This window comes from Mesorhizobium sp. P2_C7 (genome assembly GCF_056404515.1).
In genome coordinates, this window is record NZ_JBFUDW010000005.1 from 209,260 (window position 1) to 232,238 (window position 22,979).

General features: G+C 63.8%; 27 protein-coding genes. 13 read left to right on the forward strand and 14 right to left on the reverse strand.

The genetic code is table 11. The features are described from left to right. Nucleotides 1-26: 26 nt before the first annotated feature. From AC1D2G_RS12820 to AC1D2G_RS12845, 6 genes are all read right to left on the reverse strand, one after another. Nucleotides 27-437 carry a GtrA family protein gene (locus tag AC1D2G_RS12820; RefSeq protein WP_095084614.1) on the reverse strand — a complete coding sequence of 137 codons (411 nt, stop codon included), beginning with the start codon at nucleotides 435-437 and terminating at the stop codon, nucleotides 27-29. Then, entirely contained in the window at nucleotides 434-1,246 is an 813-nt protein-coding gene (locus AC1D2G_RS12825) for a ChbG/HpnK family deacetylase (protein WP_477398775.1), read from the reverse strand. The genes AC1D2G_RS12820 and AC1D2G_RS12825 overlap by 4 nt, the downstream gene beginning before the upstream one ends. Then, on the reverse strand, nucleotides 1,243-2,232 hold the full coding sequence (locus AC1D2G_RS12830) for a glycosyltransferase family 2 protein (protein WP_477414342.1): 990 nt from the start codon (nucleotides 2,230-2,232) through the stop codon (nucleotides 1,243-1,245). The genes AC1D2G_RS12825 and AC1D2G_RS12830 overlap by 4 nt, the downstream gene beginning before the upstream one ends. Then, a complete protein-coding gene (locus tag AC1D2G_RS12835) occupies nucleotides 2,225-3,388 on the reverse strand; it encodes a glycosyltransferase 87 family protein (protein ID WP_477414344.1) in 1,164 nt (387 codons plus the stop codon). The genes AC1D2G_RS12830 and AC1D2G_RS12835 overlap by 8 nt, the downstream gene beginning before the upstream one ends. Nucleotides 3,389-3,594: 206 nt before the next feature. Further along, the gene (locus AC1D2G_RS12840; RefSeq protein WP_477414346.1) at nucleotides 3,595-4,632 is read right to left on the reverse strand and encodes a zinc-binding dehydrogenase; all 1,038 of its coding nucleotides are present in this window, start codon (nucleotides 4,630-4,632) and stop codon (nucleotides 3,595-3,597) included. 54 nt (nucleotides 4,633-4,686) lie between these two features. Further along, complete coding sequence (locus AC1D2G_RS12845; protein ID WP_095084619.1) at nucleotides 4,687-5,928, reverse strand: acyl-CoA dehydrogenase family protein; 1,242 nt, start codon at nucleotides 5,926-5,928, stop codon at nucleotides 4,687-4,689. Nucleotides 5,929-6,060: 132 nt separating this feature from the next. On the opposite strand from AC1D2G_RS12845, the gene AC1D2G_RS12850 reads away from it, so the two are divergent. The 6 genes from AC1D2G_RS12850 (at nucleotide 6,061) to AC1D2G_RS12875 (ending at nucleotide 10,407) form a co-directional block, all read left to right on the forward strand. After that, entirely contained in the window at nucleotides 6,061-6,876 is an 816-nt protein-coding gene (locus AC1D2G_RS12850) for an SDR family oxidoreductase (RefSeq protein WP_477414348.1), read from the forward strand. A 36-nt stretch (nucleotides 6,877-6,912) separates the two neighbouring features. Then, complete coding sequence (locus AC1D2G_RS12855) at nucleotides 6,913-7,398, forward strand: MaoC family dehydratase (protein ID WP_378922604.1); 486 nt, start codon at nucleotides 6,913-6,915, stop codon at nucleotides 7,396-7,398. Further along, nucleotides 7,395-8,429, forward strand: a complete 1,035-nt coding sequence (locus AC1D2G_RS12860; protein WP_477414350.1) for a phosphotransferase family protein — start codon at nucleotides 7,395-7,397, stop codon at nucleotides 8,427-8,429. The genes AC1D2G_RS12855 and AC1D2G_RS12860 overlap by 4 nt, the downstream gene beginning before the upstream one ends. Then, complete coding sequence (locus tag AC1D2G_RS12865) at nucleotides 8,429-9,205, forward strand: SDR family NAD(P)-dependent oxidoreductase (RefSeq protein WP_477398787.1); 777 nt, start codon at nucleotides 8,429-8,431, stop codon at nucleotides 9,203-9,205. The genes AC1D2G_RS12860 and AC1D2G_RS12865 overlap by 1 nt, the downstream gene beginning before the upstream one ends. A 92-nt stretch (nucleotides 9,206-9,297) precedes the next feature. Further along, the gene (locus AC1D2G_RS12870; RefSeq protein WP_477414352.1) at nucleotides 9,298-9,942 is read left to right on the forward strand and encodes a TetR/AcrR family transcriptional regulator; all 645 of its coding nucleotides are present in this window, start codon (nucleotides 9,298-9,300) and stop codon (nucleotides 9,940-9,942) included. Between the two features lie 216 nt (nucleotides 9,943-10,158). Beyond that, entirely contained in the window at nucleotides 10,159-10,407 is a 249-nt protein-coding gene (locus AC1D2G_RS12875) for a DUF680 domain-containing protein (RefSeq protein ID WP_457150376.1), read from the forward strand. A gap of 133 nt (nucleotides 10,408-10,540) precedes the next feature. On the opposite strand, the gene AC1D2G_RS12880 is transcribed toward AC1D2G_RS12875, so the two are convergent. From AC1D2G_RS12880 to AC1D2G_RS12910, 7 genes are all read right to left on the reverse strand, one after another. Further along, nucleotides 10,541-11,326, reverse strand: coding sequence for a ThuA domain-containing protein (locus tag AC1D2G_RS12880; protein WP_457150377.1), 786 nt, complete (start codon nucleotides 11,324-11,326; stop codon nucleotides 10,541-10,543). A gap of 76 nt (nucleotides 11,327-11,402) precedes the next feature. Beyond that, on the reverse strand, nucleotides 11,403-11,633 hold the full coding sequence (locus AC1D2G_RS12885; RefSeq protein WP_457150378.1) for a hypothetical protein: 231 nt from the start codon (nucleotides 11,631-11,633) through the stop codon (nucleotides 11,403-11,405). Between the two features lie 59 nt (nucleotides 11,634-11,692). Further along, nucleotides 11,693-12,277 carry a sarcosine oxidase subunit gamma gene (locus tag AC1D2G_RS12890; RefSeq protein WP_457150379.1) on the reverse strand — a complete coding sequence of 195 codons (585 nt, stop codon included), beginning with the start codon at nucleotides 12,275-12,277 and terminating at the stop codon, nucleotides 11,693-11,695. Beyond that, nucleotides 12,270-15,263 (reverse strand): sarcosine oxidase subunit alpha, encoded by a 2,994-nt coding sequence (locus AC1D2G_RS12895; RefSeq protein ID WP_457150380.1) that lies wholly within the window; start codon nucleotides 15,261-15,263, stop codon nucleotides 12,270-12,272. Before AC1D2G_RS12895 ends, AC1D2G_RS12890 begins: the two co-directional genes overlap by 8 nt. Beyond that, entirely contained in the window at nucleotides 15,260-15,571 is a 312-nt protein-coding gene (locus tag AC1D2G_RS12900; protein ID WP_457150381.1) for a sarcosine oxidase subunit delta, read from the reverse strand. Before AC1D2G_RS12900 ends, AC1D2G_RS12895 begins: the two co-directional genes overlap by 4 nt. Nucleotides 15,572-15,582: 11 nt before the next feature. Beyond that, on the reverse strand, nucleotides 15,583-16,005 hold the full coding sequence (locus AC1D2G_RS12905; protein ID WP_095084629.1) for a hypothetical protein: 423 nt from the start codon (nucleotides 16,003-16,005) through the stop codon (nucleotides 15,583-15,585). Then, nucleotides 16,005-17,258: a sarcosine oxidase subunit beta gene (locus AC1D2G_RS12910; RefSeq protein WP_095084630.1), complete on the reverse strand. Its 1,254-nt coding sequence runs from the start codon at nucleotides 17,256-17,258 to the stop codon at nucleotides 16,005-16,007. Before AC1D2G_RS12910 ends, AC1D2G_RS12905 begins: the two co-directional genes overlap by 1 nt. Before the next feature lie 200 nt (nucleotides 17,259-17,458). On the opposite strand from AC1D2G_RS12910, the gene AC1D2G_RS12915 reads away from it, so the two are divergent. After that, nucleotides 17,459-17,827 carry a DUF2568 domain-containing protein gene (locus AC1D2G_RS12915; protein WP_477414354.1) on the forward strand — a complete coding sequence of 123 codons (369 nt, stop codon included), beginning with the start codon at nucleotides 17,459-17,461 and terminating at the stop codon, nucleotides 17,825-17,827. 112 nt (nucleotides 17,828-17,939) lie between these two features. Here AC1D2G_RS12915 and AC1D2G_RS12920 read toward each other — a convergent pair whose 3' ends face one another. Beyond that, nucleotides 17,940-18,584, reverse strand: a complete 645-nt coding sequence (locus tag AC1D2G_RS12920) for a HEAT repeat domain-containing protein (RefSeq protein WP_477414356.1) — start codon at nucleotides 18,582-18,584, stop codon at nucleotides 17,940-17,942. A 203-nt stretch (nucleotides 18,585-18,787) separates the two neighbouring features. Here AC1D2G_RS12920 and AC1D2G_RS12925 point away from each other — a divergent pair, with 203 nt between their 5' ends. The 6 genes from AC1D2G_RS12925 to AC1D2G_RS12950 all read left to right on the forward strand — a co-directional run bounded on the left by AC1D2G_RS12925 (nucleotide 18,788) and on the right by AC1D2G_RS12950 (nucleotide 22,905). Next, complete coding sequence (locus tag AC1D2G_RS12925; protein WP_477414581.1) at nucleotides 18,788-19,546, forward strand: SDR family oxidoreductase; 759 nt, start codon at nucleotides 18,788-18,790, stop codon at nucleotides 19,544-19,546. A 127-nt stretch (nucleotides 19,547-19,673) separates the two neighbouring features. After that, nucleotides 19,674-20,060, forward strand: coding sequence for an SET domain-containing protein (locus AC1D2G_RS12930; RefSeq protein WP_477414358.1), 387 nt, complete (start codon nucleotides 19,674-19,676; stop codon nucleotides 20,058-20,060). 177 nt (nucleotides 20,061-20,237) lie between these two features. Continuing rightward, on the forward strand, nucleotides 20,238-20,516 hold the full coding sequence (rpsU, locus tag AC1D2G_RS12935) for a 30S ribosomal protein S21 (protein WP_023810129.1): 279 nt from the start codon (nucleotides 20,238-20,240) through the stop codon (nucleotides 20,514-20,516). Between the two features lie 192 nt (nucleotides 20,517-20,708). Then, nucleotides 20,709-21,560 carry a tetratricopeptide repeat protein gene (locus tag AC1D2G_RS12940; RefSeq protein WP_457153123.1) on the forward strand — a complete coding sequence of 284 codons (852 nt, stop codon included), beginning with the start codon at nucleotides 20,709-20,711 and terminating at the stop codon, nucleotides 21,558-21,560. Nucleotides 21,561-21,749: 189 nt separating this feature from the next. Beyond that, complete coding sequence (locus AC1D2G_RS12945) at nucleotides 21,750-22,226, forward strand: DUF992 domain-containing protein (RefSeq protein ID WP_095084635.1); 477 nt, start codon at nucleotides 21,750-21,752, stop codon at nucleotides 22,224-22,226. Nucleotides 22,227-22,422: 196 nt separating this feature from the next. Then, nucleotides 22,423-22,905, forward strand: coding sequence for a DUF992 domain-containing protein (locus AC1D2G_RS12950; RefSeq protein WP_457153124.1), 483 nt, complete (start codon nucleotides 22,423-22,425; stop codon nucleotides 22,903-22,905). Nucleotides 22,906-22,979: the final 74 nt, after the last annotated feature.

The following is a 22,979-nucleotide window of genomic DNA, read 5'->3' on the forward strand; positions in this document are numbered from 1 at the left end:
GTTTTCCGCCCGTGAATAGGCAGTGCCTATCTCAAGAACCGGCCTTCGATCGACCAGCGCGCGGCGAGGAAATTCAGCACCGCCGCCACCACGACGCCGCCGATCTTTGCCGGCCAAACTCCGACGGTAGCGGCAAACAGCGCGATCGAAAGGCTGGAGACACCGAGCGAAATCAGCGCCCCGAGCGAGGCGAAACGAAGGAAGGCGTCACGCAGCCGGATGGCTTGATTGCGCTCGAACGCCCAGAAGCCGTTCGCCACGAACGAAAAGCTGACGGCGATGAACCAGGCAACGATGTTGGCGGGCACCGGCGGCATCTGCAGCTTGAGCAGCAGGTAGAAGCTGGCAAGGTCGATGGCCGTGTTGGCAAGTCCGACGATGGCAAAGCGGACGATCTTGTTGCCGGTCGAACGCCGGGGCTGGTCGGCGCCGCTCATCCCTTGCCGTCCATGATTGCGACACCGGCGCGGGCCAGGCTGGCGCCGAAATCGTCCGATGCCAGGACCGCGAATTCGACCTCGCGCACGCTTTGCATCGGGTCACGCGCGCGCAACGTCTCGTCGACATGGCCGGGGTGGCACATGAACAGCCCCCGTTCCGGCAATGCCTCGACGGCGGCCTGCAGCACGGATGCGAACTTTTCGGGCCGCCGCCAGTCATAGATGCCGGCGAGCGGTTCGAAGACGGTGAAGCCGGCATGCAGCATGGACTGGTTGAACCCGGCGGCGAGCGCTGCGATCGCGGCGACTTTCGGCGCCGTGCCGGCCAGTGCCGGCGCGCCGCGCAGCGCCGGCCTGTCGGCTTCGTCGTGCAGACGCGCGCGCAGCCATGTGCGCACGACGGGAAGAAAATGCACATGCTGATGCCCGTCGACGAAATCGGGGCGGCGCCCGAGTGCTTCGACGAAGCGGCTGTACTGGGCGTCGAGTTCGGCATGCACATCGAGGTCGTCGATGCGGCCGCGCAGAACAGGCAATGCCAGCGAGCGGAGTGGTGGCAGCCGGCCTTCCGGCGCCAGGCTCGACCGGCCGGTGACGGCTGGCTGGTCGGTCAAGGTAAGATGCAGCCCGACCGCGACACGGCCACACAGGGGCTTTATGCGCTCAGCCTCCTGCGCCCATTGCGCAAATCCGGTCATGCAGCTGGTGCCGGTCAGGCGCCCACGATCGAGCAGGTCGAGGATCGCGGCGGAGACGCCTGGCGCCAGGCCGTAGTCGTCGGCGATCAGGCGGATGCGCCGCTTCATGCCTCGCGAGCGCCCGGGGCCAAGCTGTCGGGAGCAACGTCGCTGCGTACGACGTCGCGCACGATATAGACCGGCCGATCCTTGCTTTCGCTGAGCGTGACCCAGACATACTCGCCAATCAGCCCGAGAAGGGTCAGGTTGAGGCCGCCGAGCAGGACGACGGCGACCAGCAGACTGGGATAGCCGGGAACGGCAATGCCGTAGAAGATCACCTCGAAGAACACCTTGGCGCCGTAGACCGCGCCGGCAAATGCCGCAAGCAGCCCGCTGAGGCTGATCAAGCGCAGCGGAATGACGGAAAAGGAGGTGAACCCTTCCAGCGAGAAGGCGATCAGGTTGAGCCGGCTCCATTTCGACGTGCCGCTGGCGCGGTTCTCCGGCGAATAGGGCAACGCCTTCTGGCGGAAGCCGGCCCACGCAAACAGGCCCTTGTTAAAGCGTCGTTTGTCACGCAGGCTGGTCAGCGCACGCGCCACGGCACCGCGCATGACGCGAAAGTCGCCGGCATTTTCGGGAATGTCGAAACGCTGGCTGCTGTTGATCAGGCTGTAGAAAAGCCGTGCCAGCTGACTGCGTCGCCAACTGGCCTCACGCCTGTCGTTCTGCGCGTAGACGACATCGATGTCGGGATGTTCCACCAGCTCGGCGATCATCTTCAGGCTGATGTCCATCGAATGCTGGAGGTCGGCGTCCATGATCAGCACCATATCCCCGCGCGACTGGTCGAGGCCGGCGAGCACGGCGACTTCCTTGCCGAAATTGCGGCTGAGGCGGACGATCTCCCATGACCCCGTCAGCACCTGCGAAAACCGTTTGGCGCCATCGTCCCGGCTGCCGTCGTCGACCAGGATCTTGTGCACGTCCATGCCGAAGCGCTCTGCCACCGCTGCCTCCAGCGCGGCAAGCAACTCGGCGAAGGCCAATGCCGACGGCGCCTCGTTGAGGAACGGCGCGACGATATCGAGTACCGGCCGCGACTCAGCCATTTGCGACCCCCGCATTCACCACCTTTTCTCCCGCCTTGGCCCAGAACCACCAGATCAGGGAACAGGCGATGAAGGCAATCGCGATCGGCCGGAACCAGGGGTAGAGGAAAGCATGCACATGTTGCTCGACGCCGGTCAGCCCGGTCGCGAACAGTGCCGTCGACAGCACCGAGGCGAAGACGCCGCCTCGTTCCTCGCGCCACAGCAGGGCGACGGCGAGCCCGGCGGGCACGGCGATCATCGCATAGGTGTTGGGCTCGACGCGCGGATTGAAGACGCACATGTAGAACGTGGCTGTCAGGAAGATCGCCAGCCCGGCGGTCCCCCGCTCGAGCTTGCGATCGAACCAGAGCACGGTCGAGAGCGTCAACAGGCCGACCACGAAGCGCACCGCCGTGGCGCCGGATTCCGCGATAGGCATCCCCGCCGCCGCAAAAGGCGCGGTGAAATCGGAGGCAACAAAGCGGCTGGTCTTGTCGACCGCCATCGAGGTCAGCATGCGGGCGAAATCAAGATACTGGCCGTTCAGATAACTGGCTGGCGCGAAAGCATAAGGTATGGCGAGCACGAACAGCACCGCCAGCACCAGCACCGGGATCAGCCGGGGGCGCAGCCCTCCTGCCAACAGCAGCATGATGATCGCGGTCGGCTTGGCGATGACGGCCAGCGAAGCCCAGAAGAAGGTCTCGGCGCGCCGACCTTCAAGCGCCGAAAGCGTAAGGAGCCAGCAGGCGCCGGTCAGCAGTATTGTCGATTGTCCGTTGCGGATCGCGCCGAGCGCCAGCGGCAGAGCGAGGAAGAGGCCGAATGAAAGCAGCCAGGTCAGTTGCTGACCGCCGAGCTTGCGAACCTGCCGCATTGCGGCAAAGGTCAGCACCGCGAAGCCGAGGGCATGCCACACCAGGCCGCCCAGATGCGGGCCTAGCTTCAACAGCGGAACATAGAGCGCGGCAAAAGCCGGCGCGTAGAGATACCCCATCTGGGAGCCAAGATTGTAGAGCGGCCGGCCGGCCAGAAATTCCTCGCTGCCAAATCTGTAGGCCCCCAGCACCGAATGCGTGTCGGGCGACCACAGGACCATGACAAGAACGATCAGGAACGCTCCGATCCACATGCTAAGTCCCAAACGGTCGAAAACCGGCTTGGCAATCGTCATCAAGTCACTCCACACCGCCCTGGAACAAGCCCTTGCCGGCGCCGTCAGGCATTCGATGGCGGCGGCATATCACGGACAAAGCGGCGCGGCATAGAGGGCTGAAAGAGCGGATGGCCGCCCGACGGCGCCAGCGGCAGCCGGACACCAGCATTTTTGGCATCGAGAGCGTCTGGAGGCTTCGTATTCGAGCTTCGGGCACCTTCATGCTAAGGCCTGATGAACACCTTGCCGTTGGGCTTGGCCAGTTCCGTCGGCACCAGCGCCATTGCCTCGGCGAGCGGCACCACTGCCGTCACATCGGTCGACCAGCGCCCATCGGAGAACCGTTTCTGCGCTTCCAGGATCGCTGGGCCGCGGCGGTCGCGAAACTGGCGCATCCATTCGCTCAGCCAGAAACCCTCTATGTGCTTGTGCTGGAAGATCAGTTGGCCGGGTTCACGGATGATCGTGGCTTCGGGATCGAGCCGCCCGTAGATGATCCAGCGCGAGCGCTTCGGCATGACGTCGAAAATGGCGGAGGCCAGCGGCCCGGTCACCGCGTCGAGGAAGATGCGCGGCTGTTCGGCCTTCATCACCTCGCGTAGCGCCGTCTTGAAATCCGGCGCCTTTTCGTTGAGGACGTACGCCGCGCCAAGCTCCTTCAGAGGCGCGATCTGATCGTCGCGGCGCACCGTGACGATGGGTCGAAAACCCGCTTCCCTGGCCAGGCCGATGATCAGCTTGCAGAGCTGGCTGGCGCCGGCGGTCATGACAAAGGCCTTTTCGCCCTCCTCTTTGACGATGTCGAACATGGCGAGCGCGGTGAGCGGGTTGACGATCATCGCCGCGCCATCCTCGTCGCGGACGGTGTCGAGCAGCGGGATGCAGACCACCGCTTCCGCCACCGCATATTCGGCCCATGAGCCCCAGTTGGTGACGCCTGTGGCGAAAGCGACGCGCTTGCCGACGAGGCTCTTGGGATAGGGCTCATCGCCACTGGCGACGACGGTGCCGACGCCCTCGAAGCCGGCCGGTTGGCCCTTGGCGCGCGGCTGGCCATACTGACCCTTGATGAAGGCGACATCGGACGGATTGATCGAGGCGAGACTGACCTTGATCAGCACCTGCGTCGGCCCCGGCATCGGAACCGCGATGCTGCCCGGTTCGAGATAAGGCTCCATAGCCTCCAGCACGCTGCCGGAAGGTGTCCTTGTGTAGCCGTCGCCGACAAGCAGCAGCGCCTTCATTTCGGAGGGGACGGTCATCGGAACACTCCTTGCTTGGACCTGCCGGCGGCGCCGGGTGACGAATGCCGGCGCTCAGACCTTTTCCTGCGTGTATTTCTTCAGTTCGGTCCGCGCCACTTGGCGGCGATGAACGGCATCAGGCCCATCGGCAAGGCGCAATGTCCGCAGATGCGTCCATGAGCGCGCCAGCGGCGTGTCCTGGCTGATGCCTTGCGCGCCGAACATCTGCACCGCCTCGTCGGTGACTTTGAGCGCGACGCGCGGCGCGATCACCTTGATCTGGCTGATCCAGGGTGCTGCGGCGCGCGCATCGCCCTGGTCGATCATCCATGCCGCCTTCAGGCAGAGCAGCCGCGCCATCTCGATCTCCATGCGGCATTCGGCGATGATGTCGAAATTGGCGCCGAGTTTTGCCAAGGGCTGGCCGAAGGCCTCGCGGTGCACGGAACGCTGGCAAAGCATCTCCAGCGCCATTTCGGCCTGGCCGATGGCGCGCATGCAGTGATGGATTCGGCCGGGGCCGAGCCGCCCCTGCGCGATCTCGAACCCCCTGCCCTCGCCAAGGATCAGGTTCGATGCGGGCACCCGCACATTGTCGAAGCGAAGATGCATGTGGCCGTGCGGCGCATCATCGTCGCCATAGACCTGCATGGCCCGGACCTTGGTCACGCCCTTTGCGTCGGAAGGCACCAGGATCATCGAATGCCGCCTGTGTTTCGGCTCTTCGTCGGCACCGGTCCTAACCATGACGATGTAGATGGAGCAGCGCGGATCGCCGGCGCCGGAAGCCCACCATTTCTCGCCGTTGAGCACATAGTCGCCGCCCTGGCGCTCACAGCGCATCGCAATGTTGGTGGCGTCGGACGAGGCGACATCCGGCTCGGTCATCAGGTAGGCCGAGCGGATCTTGCCGTCTAGCAGCGGCTCGAGCCACGCCTTCTTGTGGTCGGCCGATCCATACCGTTCCAGCACCTCCATGTTGCCGGTGTCGGGCGCCGAGCAGTTGAAGGTCTCGGCGCCGAGATGCGCCTTGCCCATCTCCTCGGCAAGATAGGCGTATTCGACGGTGGACAGGCCGTAGCCGCGCTCCGAGCCGGTCAGCCAGAAGTTCCACAGGCCGCGCTCCCGTGCGGTCTTCTTCAGCCCTTCGAGGATTTCACTCTGGCGCGCGCTATGGACCCAGCGGTCGCCTTGCTTGCCCACTTCGCCGAGGAATTCCTTGTCGAGCGGCATGATCTCGTCGCGCACCATGGCCGCGACGCGCGCGTGGATCGGCTTCAGCCGCTCGGTCATGCCGAGATTCATCTCCGTCATCGCTAACCCTTCATGCAGGCCAGGCATTTTACCCGTGGCAAGGATGACCGTACTTCGGATAGCCTTGTCAACGCGAACTGTTTTGCCTGCACACCGAGGCCCGCATACCAAGGTAGGGCGCGGAGGATTGTGATGAGCTATCTGGACGAGCTGTTTTCGGTGGCCGGCAAGACCGCGCTGGTGACGGGAGCGGCGACCGGCATCGGCCGCATGGCGGCAACCGCGCTGGTGAATGCAGGCGCGAGCGTCATGATCGCCTCGCGCAAGGGCGAGGATTGCATCAAGGTCGCCGGTGAACTGAACGGGCTTGGCGCACCTGGCCGGGCCGAAGGCTTCGCCGGCGATGTGTCCAGCGAAGCCGGCATTGCCGCACTCGTCGCCGAGGCCAAGGCGCGGACCGACCACCTGAACATCCTGGTCAACAATGCCGGTGTATCCTGGGGCGCGCCGCTGGAGAGCTTTCCCTATTCCGCCTGGGCGAAAGTGCTCGGCGTCAATGTCACCGCGGTCTTCCATCTGACGCGCGAATTGCTGCCGCTGCTCGATGCCGCCGCCAGCGATGCCGATCCGGCGCGGGTGATCAATCTTGGATCGGTGATGGGCACACAGCCGCTGGCCGACGACGCCTATTCCTACACCGCGTCGAAGGCCGCGGTTCATCATCTGACGCGCACCCTCGCGCTCGAGTTCGCCGCTCGCCGCATCACCGTCAACGCCTTCGCCCCCGGCCCCTTCCAGAGCCGCATGACGGCTTTTGCCACCGGCACGGAAGAGCAAGCCAGGCATGTCGGCAACCATGTTCCGATCGGACGTATCGGCGCACCGGATGACATTGCCGGCGCAACACTCTATTTGTGCAGCCGTGCAGGCAGCTATGTCACCGGCGCCATCCTGCCGATCGACGGCGGACAGTCAGTGCAGCATGGGCTGACCTTGTTCAAGGAATGACATTTTCCGGCCGGAGCCGGGGGTGAACTGGAGGACATCCGCGTGGAACCGATCAGTCTCGATGTACTTCTGGCCAGTGTCGGCAAGGAAGTTGGCGTGTCGCCGTGGCGGGTGGTCACGCAACGCATGATCGACCAGTTCGCCGACGCCACCGACGATCACCAGTTCATCCACTGCGATCCGGAGCGCGCCATGCGCGAGACGCCGTTCGGCGGCACCATCGCGCATGGCTTCCTGTCGCTGTCGCTGTTGTCGGCGATGACCTTCGAGACCATGCCACCGCTGGAAAACGGCAAGATGGGCGTCAACCACGGCTTCGATTCGCTGCGCTTCCTGGCGCCGGTGAAGACCGGCGCGCGCATCCGCACCCGTTTTGTGCTGGCCGACGTCAAGGTCAGGCCGTCGGGCTGGGTGCAGACCGCGCATGACGTGACGATCGAGATCGAAGGCTCCAAGAAACCGGCGCTGACCGCCCGTTGGCTGACGCTGACCTTGATCGAACGCCAGCCCGAGACGGCATGAGCGATCCGAACGTTCTCGACCAGGCAGCACTGGCGCCCTATCTCGAGGCCACCATCACCGGCTTCACCGGGCTTGCCTCCATCGAAAAATTCAAATCCGGCCAATCGAACCCGACTTACCTTTTGACCGCGCAAAGCGGCCGCTACGTGTTGCGCGCCAAGCCGCCCGGGCAACTGCTGAAATCGGCGCATCAGGTCGACCGCGAATTCACCGTGATGAGCGCGCTTGCCGGCACCGCCGTGCCGGTGCCCAGGATGCTGCATCTGTCGGCGGAGGACTCGCCGATCGGCCGTATGTTCTACGTGATGGATTTCCTCGACGGCCGCATCCTCTGGGATCCGGCGCTGCCTGAGGCCCGCGACAACGACGAACGCGCCGCCATCTACGATGCCATGAACGCAACGCTCGCAGCGCTGCACGATGTCGATGTCGGGGCCGCGGGTCTCAACGATTTCGGCCGGCCGGGTAATTATTTCGAGCGCCAGTTGGCCCGCTGGACCGCCCAGTATCGCGCCTCGGAAACCGGTACCATCGCCGATATGGACCGGCTGATTGCCTGGCTGGAGACGCATAGGCCCGCCGATGACGGCCGCGTTTCGCTGGTGCATGGCGACTACCGGCTGGACAATCTGATTTTTGCCGCCGACCGGCCGACGGTTCTGGCGGTGCTCGACTGGGAATTGTCGACGCTCGGGCACCCCTTTGCCGACATCGCCTATCAGTGCATGCAATGGCGCCTGCCCCACGCCTCGGGCTTTCGCGGCCTGGGCGGTATCGACCGTCGCGCGCTCGGCCTGCCTTCCGAAGAGGACTATGTCGTCGCCTACTGCCGGCGACGCGGGCTGGACGGCATCGGCGACTGGACCTTCTTCCTGGCCTTCTCCTTCTTCCGTCTGGCGGCGATCTGCCAGGGCGTCTTCAAGCGGGCATTGGACGGCAACGCCTCCAATCCCGAAAAGGCCAGAACCTATGGCGAGGCGGTAAAACTGCTTTCGCATCTCGCCGCGAAACTGACCGACCAGGAGGCGTGATGGGCCGTTTTGCGGGAGCAACCGTGCTGATCACCGGTGCGACCGGCGGGCTTGGCCGGGGTGCGGCGAAAGGCTTTGCCGCTGAAGGCGCGCGGCTGGTGCTGTCGGATATCGACGAAAGGGCGCTCGCCGACCTTGCAGCCACGCTGCAGGCCGAAACGGCGACCCTTGCCGGCAACATCGCCGACGAAAAACTATCCGAGGATCTGGTCAGGCTGGCGGTCGAAAAATTCGGCCGTCTGGATGTCGCCATCAACAATGCCGGCATCGTGCAGAGCTTCGTGCGCTTGCCGCAGGTCCCCTCGGACGAGGCTCGCCGCGTGCTGGAGGTCGATCTGCTCGGCGTCTTCTATGCCATGAAGCACCAGATCCCGCAGATGGAGCGGCAGTTCAAGGCGACCGGCAAGGGCGGCGCCATCGTCAACATCGCTTCGGCCGCCGGCCTATCCGGCGCGCCGAAACTCTCGGTCTATGCCGCAGCCAAGCACGGTGTCATCGGCTTGACCCGCTCGGCGGCGGTCGAATACGCCACCAAGGGCCTGCGTATCAACGCCATCTGCCCCGCCCACACAAGGACGGCGATGGTCGACAGCTTCGTGCGCGTCTCCGGCGCGCCGGAAGCAGAGGCGTTGGCGGAGCTGACGCGTGGCGTGCCGATGAAGCGGGTGGCGGAAGTCGACGAAATCACCACCGCCATCCTGTTTGCCGCCGATCCGGCAAACTCCTTCATGACCGGCCATGCGCTGGCCGTCGACGGCGGCATCGGTGCGATCTGAAGCATGCCGTTTGGGAACCTGTCGCGCCCTTGTCCGTTTTCGTACAGCGTATATAATTTAGCCAGGTACCAACCAACCAAAGGCACGAGATCTTGCCGCCGAGCGTCCAGACACGCCGCGAGAAACAAAGGGCCGAACTGCGCTCCGAGCTGGTCGAAGCCGCGCACAAGCTCGTCCAGGAAGAAGGCTATGAAGGCCTGACCATCCGCAAACTGGCCAAGCGGGTCGGCTACGCGCCGATGTCGGTCTATTCCTATTTCGCCGACAAGCAGGACATCCTGTTCGCCCTGGCCGAAGATGCGTTCGAGACGCTTGCCCGCCGCATCGAGGAGCATTCGTCCGACGATCCGATCGAGGCATTGCAGGCGGTCATGACTGAGTATGCCGCCTTCGGGCTCGGCAATCCCAACGAATACCGCACCGTGTTCATGACCGAGAAGACCAAGCTGCCGGAAGGCAGGAGCTACGAGGCCATGGAAGAGAGCAACCCGGCGATGAACGCGCTGATCAGCAGGGTCGAGGCCTGTGTCGCCGCCGGCAAGCTGCAGGGCGACCCGCGCGCCATCGCCACCATGCTGTGGGCGGTCGGCCACGGCACGATCTCGCTGCTGATCACCTTTCCGTTCTATCCCTTCGGCGACCCGCAGGCTTTCGTGAAGCGGATGTGCGATTTCACGCTTGCCACGCTGAGCACGCAGACCGTGCCGCCGCTGACCGAAACGCCGGTCAAGTGCTGAGCGGCTTCCCTCACAGGCTCTGACAACCACGACCAACGTCCGGTTGGAGTGCTCGGCTGCGCCAGAACGCCGCGATTTTTGGCGTTCAATAAAAGTTCAATAAAATTCATTCGTACATGTACGTTTCTGACTTGAACGACGGCATCGCCAGACGTATATGTACGCCGTATCGTACACGTACGGAAAAAATTCAACGGTCGAAAACGGAGACTGACGATGAAAACGACACTCCTCACCCTCGCCGCCGTGCTGGCACTTTCGGGCTCGGCCTTCGCCGCCGGCGCCACCCATCCGGTCAAGCAGGCACCGGCTGCGACCTGCGTCGACACCAGGACCCATGTGAAGCTCGATTGCGCTCCCACCGGCTCGGTCGAGAAGCAGGGTTCCACGGAAAACACCGCTGACGGCAAGGGCCCGCGGCTCGGCATCAGCATCAATCCGTGGATCGTGCCCAGCACATTTTGAGACAAAATCAAACGCCGAGGCCGGCGCAAATTGAAAGCCGGCCTGGCGAGCAGTTTGGTCTAAGCGACGCCACCTCGGTTGGCGGCACCGGACTGGCCCAGTCGAACGCTGACGCGTAGCCCGGCCTGGCCCATCAACTCAGGCCCTTGTCACCGTCGGCATGCAGGCGCAGCCCTTTCTGGACGATCTTCTCCTTGGCGGCGTCCGTCGGCACGTTCGGCGCATTGGTGATGCCGGACCAGGCCGGCGCCGGGTTGTGCGCCCAATGCACGGCGTTGCGCAGCACCTGCTGCACGCCCTCATTGTGGTAGATCGGGTAGGTTTCGTGGCCGGGCGAAAAGTAGAATATCCTGCCGGCGCCGCGCTGGTAGGTCAGCCCGGACCGGAACACCTCGCCGCCCTCGTACCAGGACACGAACACCGTCTCGAGCGGCTCCGGCACCGCGAACGGCTCGCCATACATCTCCGTCTCGCCAATCTCCAGGCACTCGCCGATGCCCTGCGCGATCGGATGGCTGCGGTTGATCGCCCAGACGCGCTCGCGCTCGCCCGCCTCGCGCCATTTCAGCGAACAGGGCGTGCCCATCAACCGCTTGAATATCTTCGAGTAGTGGCCGGAATGGAGCACGATCAGCCCCATGCCTTCCCACACCCGCTTCTGCACGCGCTCGACGATCTCGTCCTTGACCTCGCCATGCGACCTGTGGCCCCACCACAGTAGGACATCGGTGGTGGCCAGGCGCTGTTCGCTCAAGCCGTGCTCGGGTTCCTGCAAGGTGGCGGTGGTCGCCTCGATACCCTTGTCCTGGTTGAGCGCCGCGGCGATTGTGCCATGCATGCCCAAGGGATAAAGGTCGCGCACGGCGGCATTGGTCTGCTCGTGGACGTTCTCGCCCCAAACGATGGCTTTTGTCGGCATTTTTCTCTCCCAAAGCGCTTTAAATAGCATGCCCGATGGGATTGAGAAGGCCCGATCCGGCCTGGTCCGATGGAAACTACCTCGTCCGCTTCTTGCGGCCGGCCACGGTCTTGGCCTTGCCCGGCTTCGCGGGACCGCCGGGGATGGCCGTCCCGGTTATCGACACCGGATCGCTGGCCGGAAAGGTGTCCTCGAGGCCTTCCTCAAGTTCTTCTTCGGCGCTCGAGCCCTCGTGCTTCTCATGTTCGAGCGAACGAACGGCAGGGCTCTTCTTGACCGGCGACTTCGGCGCGGAATTCGACGGCATCGGCATTCTCCCTCGGCGTGCGGATGCAGAACGAGCGTGCCCTGCAAAACGTTCCGAGTTCAGACCGCTGCGTCTCGCGATCCCTCGGACAGGAAAGTAAAGACATAGTCCGAGAAGGAACGCCAGCACTCGACCCTGAAGCCATCGGCCGCCGTGCGCAACAGCACGATCTCGGCCTTGCCCAGGATCGTGCGCGAAGCCGCTCCGACCGGGAAGGCATCGAGCGACAGATCCTGCGGGCAGCCAGAATTGATCGCCGCGGCCGCGCCGGCGCCCGTCACTCCGATCGCGATGTTGCGATGCGAGATACCGACGGCCGAATGGAGGGCGGAAACCGCCGCGCAGTCGGCGAGCGGATCGTTGCTGGCCTCATCGATAACCAGCCATTCGTCGGGACCAAGCCACAGAGCGGTGCGGCCGGCCTTCGTGGCCGAGGTCTTCGGTTTTTTCGGCAAGGTCACGCCAAGCGCCTTGGAAAGGGCGGCAGTCGAAGCCTCCGGCGCGCGCAGCGAGATGCGCTCGGCCGGCGGCAGCACCTCGACCTTGGCGCCAGTCGCGGCGGTGCTGCGTCCAGCTAGCGCCGGACGGCGCTCGACCGAAGGCGATGCAACCGAAGTCGTCTTCTTTGCAGCGGCTTTAGCCATTGAGGCGCCCTCCCGTCTCGTCGAAGAACACCATGCCGGAAACCTCCACTTCGATCACCCCGTTCGGCATCGGCACGTAGAGAGTGTCACCCATGCGGTCGCGGCCGCCGGCGACCAGCGCAAGGGCAATCGAGCGGCCGCAATTTTCCGACCAATAGCTCGAGGTGACGTGGCCGATCATCTTCATCGGGATCGCCTGCTTTGGATCCTCGACGATCTGAGCGCCCTCTTCCAGCACCACCTTGGGGTCCTTGGTCTTGAGGCCGACCAGTTGCTTGCGGCCCTTGGCGACCAGATCCGGCCGCGCCATGCCGCGGATGCCGACGAAATCGGCCTTTTTCTTGCCGACCGCCCAGTCGAGAGCGGCATCGTTCGGCGTCACCGTGCCGTCGGTATCCTGGCCGACGATGATGTAGCCTTTTTCGGCGCGCAGCACGTGCATCGCCTCGGTGCCGTAGGCGGCCGCACCATGCTTCTGGCCCTCGGCCCACAGCGCTTCCCAGACTGCCTGGCCGTAGTCGGCCGGCACGTTGACCTCGAAGCCACGCTCGCCGGTGAACGACATGCGGAACAGCCGGGTCGGCACGCCGCAGATCTTGCCTTCGCGCACCGACATGTGCGGCAGCGCCTCGTCGGACATGTCGATGCCTTCGACCAGCGGCGCGATGATGTCACGCGACTTCGGTCCCTGTACGGCGATGACTGCCCATTGCTCGGTGATCGAGGTCAGCCAGACATTGAGTTGCGGGAACTCGGTCTGGAGATAATCCTCCATGTGGTTCATGACGCGCGGCGCGCCGCCGGTCGTCGTCGTCACATGGAAGCGGTCTGGCGCCAGCCTGCCGACGACGCCGTCATCATAGATGAAGCCGTCCTCGCGCAGCATGATGCCATAGCGGCAGCGGCCTGGCTCCAGCTTCTCCCACGGATTGGTGTACAGCAGTTCCATGAACTTGGCCGCATCCGGCCCGACCACTTCGATCTTGCCGAGCGTCGAGGCATCGAACAGGCCGGCCGTCTTTCGCACCGCGACGCATTCGCGGTCGACCGCGGCGTGCATGTCTTCACCCCCCTTGGGGAAATACCAGGCGCGCTTCCACTGTCCGACATCCTCGAACACGGCGCCTTGCGCCTCGGCCCACGGATGGATCGCCGTCTTGCGCGTCGGGTCGAACAGCGGCCCGCGCGAGTGGCTGACGATCGCGCCGAAGGTGACAGGCGTATAGGGCGCCCGGAACGTGGTCAGGCCGACTTCCGGGATTGGCTTGCCAAGTACTTCGGCAGCAATCGCTAGGCCGTGCATGTTGGAGGTCTTGCCCTGGTCGGTCGCCATGCCGTTGGTGGTGAAGCGCTTGACGTGCTCGATCGAGCGCATGCCCTCATGCACCGCCTGGCGGATATCCTTGGCGGTGACGTCGTTCTGGAAATCGACAAAGGCCTTGACCGTGGTGTCCGGCCCGGCGCCGGGGGCAGCCCCCAGCATGCCGCGCGACCAGCTCTCTGAGGCGTCGACCTTCGGCTTGTTGCTCTTGGCGGTTTTAGCAGCGGCATCTTTCGCTGCCTTCTCGCCGGCCGCATAAGCCTCGTCGATCGTCGCCGACAGCCCGTCGGTGCCGTTGCAGGCGCCGACCGAGACGCAATCCTGCGCATAGGTGCCCGGCACGAAGCGCTTGGTCTCGTCGTTGAAAGCGACCTTGCCGCGCGACTGCGAGAACAGATGCACCGACGGCGTCCAGCCGGCCGACATCAGGATCGCATCGACCGGGATGGTGCGTTCGCCACCGCCATTCTTCGGCTGCACGGTCATCGACGACACCCGCAATTTGCCACCGGCGCGGATCACCGCGCGGCCGAAATTGACCTCGATGCCGAGCGCCCTCGCCTCGTCGATCACCGGTCCGGTCGGATGGTCGCGCAGGTCGACGATCGCCGCCACGTTGACGCCGGCCTTCTTAAGGTCGATCGCCGCCGCATAGGCGGAATCATTGGCGGTGTAGACGCCGACATTCTTGCCGACAGCGACGCCATAATGGTTGAGATAGGTGCGCGCCGCACCGGCCAGCATGATGCCCGGCCGGTCGTTGTGGGCGAAGACCATGTGCCGTTCGATAGCGCCGGAGGCCAGCACCACGCGCTTGGCCCGCACCTGCCACAGCCGCTCGCGCGGCAGGTCGTGGCCGGGGGCGGAGAGATGATCGCTGACGCGCTCGACCAAGCCGACGAAATTCTGCGCGTAGTAGCCGAAGGCCGTGGTGCGCGGAAGCACGCGGACATTGCCCATGCCTTGAAGCCTAGCAATCGCCGCCTGCGCCCAGGCAAAACCGTCCTGGCCATCGATCCCGGCGCCGGTCTCGAAACGCAGGCTGCCGCCGAACTCTGCCTGCTCGTCGGCGAGGATGACGCGCACGCCGGTCTCGGCCGCGGCGAGTGCTGCCGCGATGCCGGCGGCACCGCCGCCCAGCACCAGCACGTCGCAATGCGCATAGCGCGACGAATAATGGTCGGGATCAGGTTTATCCGGGGAAATGCCAAGGCCGGCCGCGGCGCGGATCTTCGGCTCGTAAAGGCTCTTCCAGGCCGCTTTCGGCCACATGAAGGTCTTGTAGTAGAAACCGGCAGAAAACAGCGGCGACGCGATGTCGTTGACCGCGCCGACGTCGAAGGACAGCGACGGCCAGCGGTTCTGCGACTGTGCTTCAAGCCCGTCATAGAGCTCCTGCACGGTGGCCCGCACGTTCGGCGTCTTGCGCGCCGCGTCACGCTTGATCTCGACCAGCGCGTTGGGCTCTTCCGCGCCCGCCGACAGGATGCCGCGCGGGCGGTGATATTTGAACGAGCGGCCGACGAGATGGACGCCATTGGCAAGCAGCGCCGAGGCCAGCGTATCGCCCTCGATACCGGTGTAGGACTGGCCATCGAAGTTGAACCGCGCGGTCTTCGCCTGCTTGAGGCGACCGGCACCGGGAATGCGGAACGCGCCGCTCATTTGGCAACCACTTCGTTAGAGATTATGGGCAGCTTCGACGGCTTCGGTTCGCCGGCCTTGTAGGTCATGATGAACTTGTCGGTGACGGTGTCGCGCACCGCATTGAAGAAGCGCGCGCAGCCATGCATGTGCCGCCAGCGCTCATAGATGATGCCCTTGGGATTCGAGCGGATGAAGAAGAACTTTTCGAAATCGTCGTCGCTCTCGCCAGCCATGTTGGCCGAGCGCGCGATATGCGCCTCGCCGGCGTTGCGGAACTCGAGTTCCGGGCGCTCTTCCTCGCAATAGGGGCAGCGGATGAGAAGCATTTGGTTCGTTCCTACAATTCGCCGTTGCCGACATGAGCGCCGGCGGGTTGGTCGCAAAGCCTCTGGCCCATGGCGGCAAAAGGCGCGACGAGCCGGATGCGCTCCTCCACGCTTGCGGCCGGACGAAACAGGTCGCGGTACGCCATGTTGCCGATGGTGAGTTGCATCGGATCGGTCGTGACGATGACGCGGCGCGGCTCGAATGTGTCGTCCTCATCCTGGTCGGAAGGCATGTTCTCCAGGAACATGACCACCTTCTGGCCGCCGCTCCACACGCAGGCCAGGATGCCGTCATCGACGGAAAACGGCCAGTTGGCCTCGTTCCCGGCGCGGCTGATCGGCTGCGTGCGCACTTCGTCCGCCGAGGGAAAATGGAACATGCCCTGTTCCCCCGCCAGCATCAGCGGCATGGCGACAGCCATCTGCGCCATCATCAGTGCGCCACCGCCGCCGCCGCCGCCTCGTCGATGAGTCGGCCGGTGCGGAAGCGCTCGATGGTGAAGGGCGCGTTGATCGGATGCGGATCATCCTTGGCGATGGTGTGGGCAAAGACATGGCCGGAGCCCGGCGTCGCCTTGAAGCCGCCCGTGCCCCAGCCGCAATTGACATAGAGGCCGGGCACCGGCGTCTTGGCCAGGATCGGCGAGCGGTCGGGTGTGACGTCGACGATGCCGCCCCATGAGCGCAGCATCTTCATGCGCGTGAAGATCGGGAACATCTCGCAGATGGCGTCGAGCGTGTGCTGCAATATGTGCAGGCCGCCGGTCTGCGAATAGGAGACGTACTGGTCGGTGCCGGCGCCGATGACCAGCTCGCCCTTGTCGGACTGCGAGATATAGGCATGCACCGTGTTCGACATCACCACGCAAGGCACCACCGGCTTGACCGGCTCCGACACCAGCGCCTGCAGCGGATAGCTTTCCAGCGGCATGCGCACGCCGGCCATGTTCATGATGACGGACGAGTGGCCGGCGGCAACGACGCCGACCTTCTTGGCGCCGATGAAGCCGCGCGTCGTGTCGACGCCCATGACTGCGCCATTGGCCGCCCGCTTGACGCCGGTGACCTCGCAATTCTGGATGATGTGGACGCCGCGCGCCGAGGCGCCGCGGGCATAGCCCCAGGCCACGGCATCGTGGCGCGCCGTGCCGCCGCGGCGCTGCAAGGCCGCACCGACGACGGGATAGCGCGCATCCTTGGAGGTGTTTAGCGGCGGGCAGAATTCCTTCGCCTGCTCCGGCGTCAGCCATTCATTGTCGATGCCGTTCAGCCGGTTGGCGTGGACATGACGCTTCAGCACCTGGATGTCGTGCACGTTGTGGGCGAGCATCATGACGCCGCGCGCCGAATACATGACGTTGTAGTTGAGCTCCTGGCTGAGCCCGTCCCACAGCTTCAGCGCATGGTCGTAGATGCCGGCGCTCTCGTCATAGAGATAGTTCGAGCGGATGATGGTGGTGTTGCGGCCGGTGTTGCCGCCGCCGAGCCAGCCCTTTTCCAGCACCGCGACATTGGTGATGCCGTGCACCGTGGCGAGGTAATAGGCGGTGGCCAGGCCATGACCGCCGGCGCCGACGATGATGACGTCGTATTCCTTCTTCGGCTCAGGCGAGGACCACTGTTCCTCCCAGCCCTTGTGGCCGCGCATGGCCTCCCGGGCGATGGCGAATACCGAATATTTCTTCAACGTTCCAGCCTCGCAAATGGCGGCAGGGCATTCTATCGACCCCGGCGCGCGAGGTGTATCACTAGCGAAACGCAGCTTCCACCCTTGCGCTGTTTGCGACGGCGCTTGCCGTTTTGCGCCGCGCCGAAAATGACGCACGCGATCTGGTGGCCATGGTTGCCTTCAGTCACATTGCCGTCGCGACACTCTGGAGGACGATCATGGGCAACGCCTGGTGGAATTTGACGTTGCGCTTCCTGCTGGAGCTTGCCGCCTTGCTCGGCCTCGGCTTGTCGGGCTGGGGTCTCTCCGATGGATTGTGGCGCTGGCTCCTGGCCCTGGCCTTGCCCCTCATTGCCGCTGCCTTGTGGGGGACCTTCGCCGTGCTCGACGATCCCAGCCGGTCGGGCCGCGCCCCTGTGCCGGTACCGGGTGCGGTGCGTCTGGTGCTTGAACTGACGATCCTGTTCGGTGGTGCCGTCGGATTCTACGTGGCCGGCTACACGACCACGGGCATCATCCTCGCCCTGCTCATCGTCATCAGCTACGCGTTCTCGCTCGATCGCCTAGGATGGCTGCTGAAGCAATAGTTCGGGCCGATACAGGGGCCTATATCGCCAGACTCTCGATGCGACTCAGCAAGTCACGCGGATGACATGCCTTGCCTGAACAGTGCAGACGACCAGACGGCGTAGATCGGTGTCAGATGGCTATGATAACAACTGGCCGCGATCTCTCTGACTTCGGCATCATCCGACCCTTCGGCCATTGCCAGGAGCTGCTCGTCGACCACATAGCGTGGCCTGACTGCGACGGCTGCACCGAAGCGCCGCACAAGCGCGTCCGGATGATCGAGCAGCCACCGTATCCCTTGGTCGTTGCCCTGAAGTGCTGACCATGAGCCTTTGCCAGGATCGGGAAGGCCGAGTCCGGACGCAGCGTGGCAGCATTTTCCACCGCGAGCCGTAACTGCCACCGGCCCGCGAACCGGATGAACTCGGTTGCTCTCCATCGAACGCCGGCATGCTCGTCATCCAGCCGCAGCATGACGCGACCGAGAATGGCGCCATCCGCAGGCGTCGTGCATCCCAGAAGCGCCTCGATTGCGTCGAACCGGATGCCCGAAACTTCACTGTCGAGCAGATCGGCTATCTCCGCGACGACGCAATTCATTTTGTAGCTTATTTTGGAACTGATCTCGGCCACCAAGAAAGCGGCGGCGGCCTGGGTATGAAGATTGTCGGACGTCAGCAGCGGCCGAAGATTTTCGAACGGAAAGCCTCTATGAAATTCCGATTGAAGAGCGAACGTCAACGCACTGTCGCCTTCGAAGCCGGGCTCCAGCAACTTGCTCATGATGTCTTGGGGGGTCATTGGAATGGGTGGCGCGTCCACCCGCAATGTTGAATGACGGCTTGGTAGCTTGGCGTCCGCCCGGCGTCAAGAAATCTTAGCAGATGCCTTCGCACGTATCGGGTGGCTCGCGCGCGCCCAACTTGCGATCAACATCCCGATTGCCGGCGCCGCTGGCGAAGAAAAGGATGCAGAAGATGCTTGCACTCGCCAACAAGATCGCCATCGTCACCGGCGCCAGTTCCGGCATCGGCCGCGCCACCGCGAAACTGTTCGCCGAGGAAGGCGCCAAGGTCATCGTCGCTGCCCGCCGTCAGGCCGAGCTCGATGCGCTGGTGGCCGAGATAGCCGACGCCGACGGCACGGCCGTCGCCCTTGCCGGCAATGTCCGCGACGAAACCTATGCGAAAGCCCTTGTCGATCTGGCTGTCGAAAAATTCGGTGGGCTCGACATCGCCTTCAACAACGCCGGCGCCGTCGGCCTGATGGGTCCGATTTCGGAACTGTCGCTGGATGGATGGCGCGAGACGCTCGACACCAACCTCACCAGCGCGTTTCTCGGCGCGAAGTATCAGGTGCCGGCGATGATCGAGCGCGGCGGTGGTTCGCTGATCTTCACTTCCACCTTCGTCGGTAACACCGTTGGCATGCCCGGCATGACCAGCTATGCCGCGAGCAAGGCCGGGCTGATCGGGCTGACTCAGGTGCTGGCCGCTGAATATGGCCCAAAGGGCGTGCGGGTCAACGCGCTGCTGCCCGGCGGCACCGACACGCCGGCAGCGACCTTCAAGACTCCTGAGTCGCGAGCTTTCGTCGAAAACCTGCATGCGTTGAAGCGTATCGCGACACCGGAAGAGATCGCCCGTTCGGCCCTCTACCTTGCCTCCGACGCATCGAGCTTCACCACGGGAGCCGCGCTGTTTGCCGATGGCGGCGTGTCGATCAACCGGACGTGAAGGCTTTTCCCCGCCAGGATGCATGTTGATTGTCGCAAGGTGGACGGCCGGTCTTGCTTTTTCCGTGCGATTTGGCGATGCCGTTTCCTGTCGAAACGGGTCTTTTGCCAATACAGGTCCTGGAACCATGATGCTGATCAGAACCTACGTGGCTGCGAGTGCAATCGAAGGCGTCGGCGTGTTCGCCGCCGAACCGATCAGGAAAGGCGCCTCGATCTGGCGGCTCGATCCGGATTTCGACCGATTGATTCCGATGAAAAAATACGAGGCAGCCCCCTCGCATCTGAGGGAATTGCTCGACCGCTATGCCTATCCAAGCCCGGACCGTCCCGGTTTCATGGTCTATGAGGTCGACAATGGGCGTTTCATGAATCACGCCGAACGGCCGAATACGGATTTTTCGCAGTATGGCGGCGCCATCGCCACCCGCGACATCGCGGCCGGGGAGGAGATCACGTGCGACTATGGTGAGTTCTTCGAGGATTTCGAGCGGCTTCACCTCGCTACGGCGTAGTCGGCTCCCGATCCAGCGGCAAACCGGCTGCGGTTTGCCGCTGATGTTCATTTCGGCTGTGGACAGCGCGGCCTGATTCTGCTATCAGCCGCCACAATTCGTGGTGTAGATCGCCGCGGAGGCTTGTGGCTATGGCCGCTTGCCTGTTGATATCAAACCCGAAAGACAGGATTGCCCGTGCAGGTACTCGTCCGCGACAATAACGTTGATCAGGCGCTTCGCGCGCTCAAGAAGAAGATGCAGCGCGAAGGCATTTTCCGCGAAATGAAGATGCGCGGCCATTACGAGAAGCCTTCCGAGAAGCGCGCCCGTGAAAAGGCCGAAGCCGTGCGCCGCGCCCGCAAGCTGGCCCGCAAGCGCGCACAGCGCGAAGGCCTGCTGCCGATGACGCCGCGTCCGGTTGCTGCTGGCGCCGCCGGCGGTGCAGGTGGTGCTCCGCGCCCGCCGCGGTTCTAACGCCAATTTTTCGTCCTTTTCGAAGGATACCAGAGGTGGCGCGATGCGGAATCGCCGCCACCTTTTTGTTTAGGGCGACATGCGTCCACTTGAACGCTCAAAAGACGCTCTAACGCTTTACGACAATTTTGACCCGGCCCGGAGGGGGGACCCGGACCCGAGTGACGCGACTGAAGTGAGGACAGGGCAGACATGAACGCAATCAGCGTGGAGCGCAGAACCCAATTGCGCGGCTTTGCCCTGACGGCAGCCCTGCTTTCCGGGCTGGCGCTGGCCGGCTGCCAGACGGCGGGCCCTACAGGCGAATTCAACAACATCGACAAGGCGCAAGGCTCGAGCGAGAACATCTCCTCGCTGTCGGCGGTGATTCAGCGCAATCCCAAGGATCCCGAAGGCTACAATGTGCGCGGCTCCGCTTATGGCCGTGGCGGCCAGTACCAGGCGGCGCTCCAGGATTTCAACACCGCCATCCAGCTCAACCCGAATTTCTACCAGGCCTACTCGAACCGTGCGCTGATTCAGCGCTTCCTCGGCAATCAGAAGGCCGCGCTCGACGACTACAACCGTTCGATCCAGATCAATAGCAATTATGACGCCGCCTATATCGGCCGCGGCAATCTCTACCGCAAGGCGGGTCGCACCCAGGATGCCTTCAACGACTTCCAGAAGGCAATCCAGCTCGACACCACCGATGCGCGCGCTTATCACAATCGCGGCCTGATCTATCAGAGCCAGGGCCAGCACAAATTCGCCATCGAGGATTTCTCGACCGCCATCTCGCTAGCGCCGGACGCCGCCGAACCCTACAACGGCCGCGGCCTTTCCTATCTGGCCACCAACGACGAAGACAACGCCTTTGCCGACTTCAACATGGCGATCAAGCTCGACGGCAAGAACGCCGAGGCCTGGGCCAATCAGGCGCTGATCTACGAGCGGCGCGGCGACAAGGTCAAGGCGGGGAAATCCTACCGCGAAGCCGTGCATCTTGATCCGACCTACCAGCCGGCCAAGGATGGCCTCGCCCGCGTCAGCGGTGCGACTTAGGCGCCAATCAAAGCGCTGCCCGTTGTGCGCCCGAACTAGCGCGCGGCTCTTGAAAACCCATCAATCCGGCAACCGCGCATTAACCCCGGCGGCAAGGTGTTGGCGCGTGCCTTGTTCGCGCCAAGTTTTCAGGGGAACGGTCTGGCCACCCAAGCCGTTATTCCAAGCAATTTGCGAAAGGACCCTCCCATGATCAAGAAACTCGCCTGCGCCGCGGCCCTCGCCACGACGGTGTTCGCCGCCGCCCCTGCCAGCGCCGGCAAGCTGCAGCTCGGAACGCTCGACTGCACCATTGATGGCGGCACCTCTTACATCGTCGCTTCCAACAAGGGCGTGTCCTGTGTCTTCCGCCCCTACCACCACGGACCGTCGGAGATTTACACCGGCGTCATCTCCAAGATCGGCGTCGATGTCGGCCAGACGCATCAGGGCCAGCTCGTCTGGGCCGTGCTGGCGGCAACGCGCGAACGTGATGCGGGCGATCTCGCCGGCAGCTATTATGGTGTCAATGCCGAGGCCAGCGTGGTGACAGGCGGTGGCGCCAACCTGCTGGTCGGTGGCTTCAACAGCGCCTTCATGCTGGAGCCGCTCAGCGTGCAAGCACAGACCGGCGTCAACCTCGCCGTGGCCGTGACCTCGCTGGAGCTGATCCACTCGCTCAAGTAATTGCATGGAGCCATGCGCTCCCACGACCCTCTATTTACGGTGCGGAACCAGATAGGATGGTTCCGCGCCGTTTGATTCTTAGGCAATACCGGGAAAAAGGTGAAACGGTTTTGCCAGGAAAAGCGCGTGGCGCTTTCCCTAGGGAATTGCGTCAAAACAAAGAGATAGAGCGGTTCCGAACCGCTGGGGGGACTGCATGCCAAAGACAGCCATCGCTGCTGCCATATTCGCCACCACGCTTGCCGGAGCGGCGCATGCACAGGACAAGGGCATCGAACTCGGCGTCCTGGATTGCGCCATCGGCGGCGGCACCGGCTTCATCTTCGGCTCGAGCAAGGATTTGAGCTGCACCTTCAACCCCGCCGACAAGACCTTTGCACCGGAAGCCTATTTCGGCGCCGTCAACAAATACGGCCTCGACATCGGCACCACGAAGCAGACGGTGATGCAGTGGATCGTGCTGACACCGCTGAAGAACATCTACGCGCCGGGCGCGCTGGCCGGCGACTATATCGGCGCCAGCGCCGAGGTAACGGCCGCCGTCGGCGCCGGCGCCAATCTGCTGGTCGGCGGCTCCTCGCAGGCCTTCACCCTGCAGCCACTCAGCCTGCAGACGCAGACCGGCATCAACCTCGCTATCGGCGTCAGTCAGTTCCAGTTGCGCAGCACCGAGAATTGATCGCCCGGTCGCCTCCCGAAAAAATCTCGAAAATTTCGCTTGAGCTCAACCCCGGTTGAGGTTTTACAAGCCTG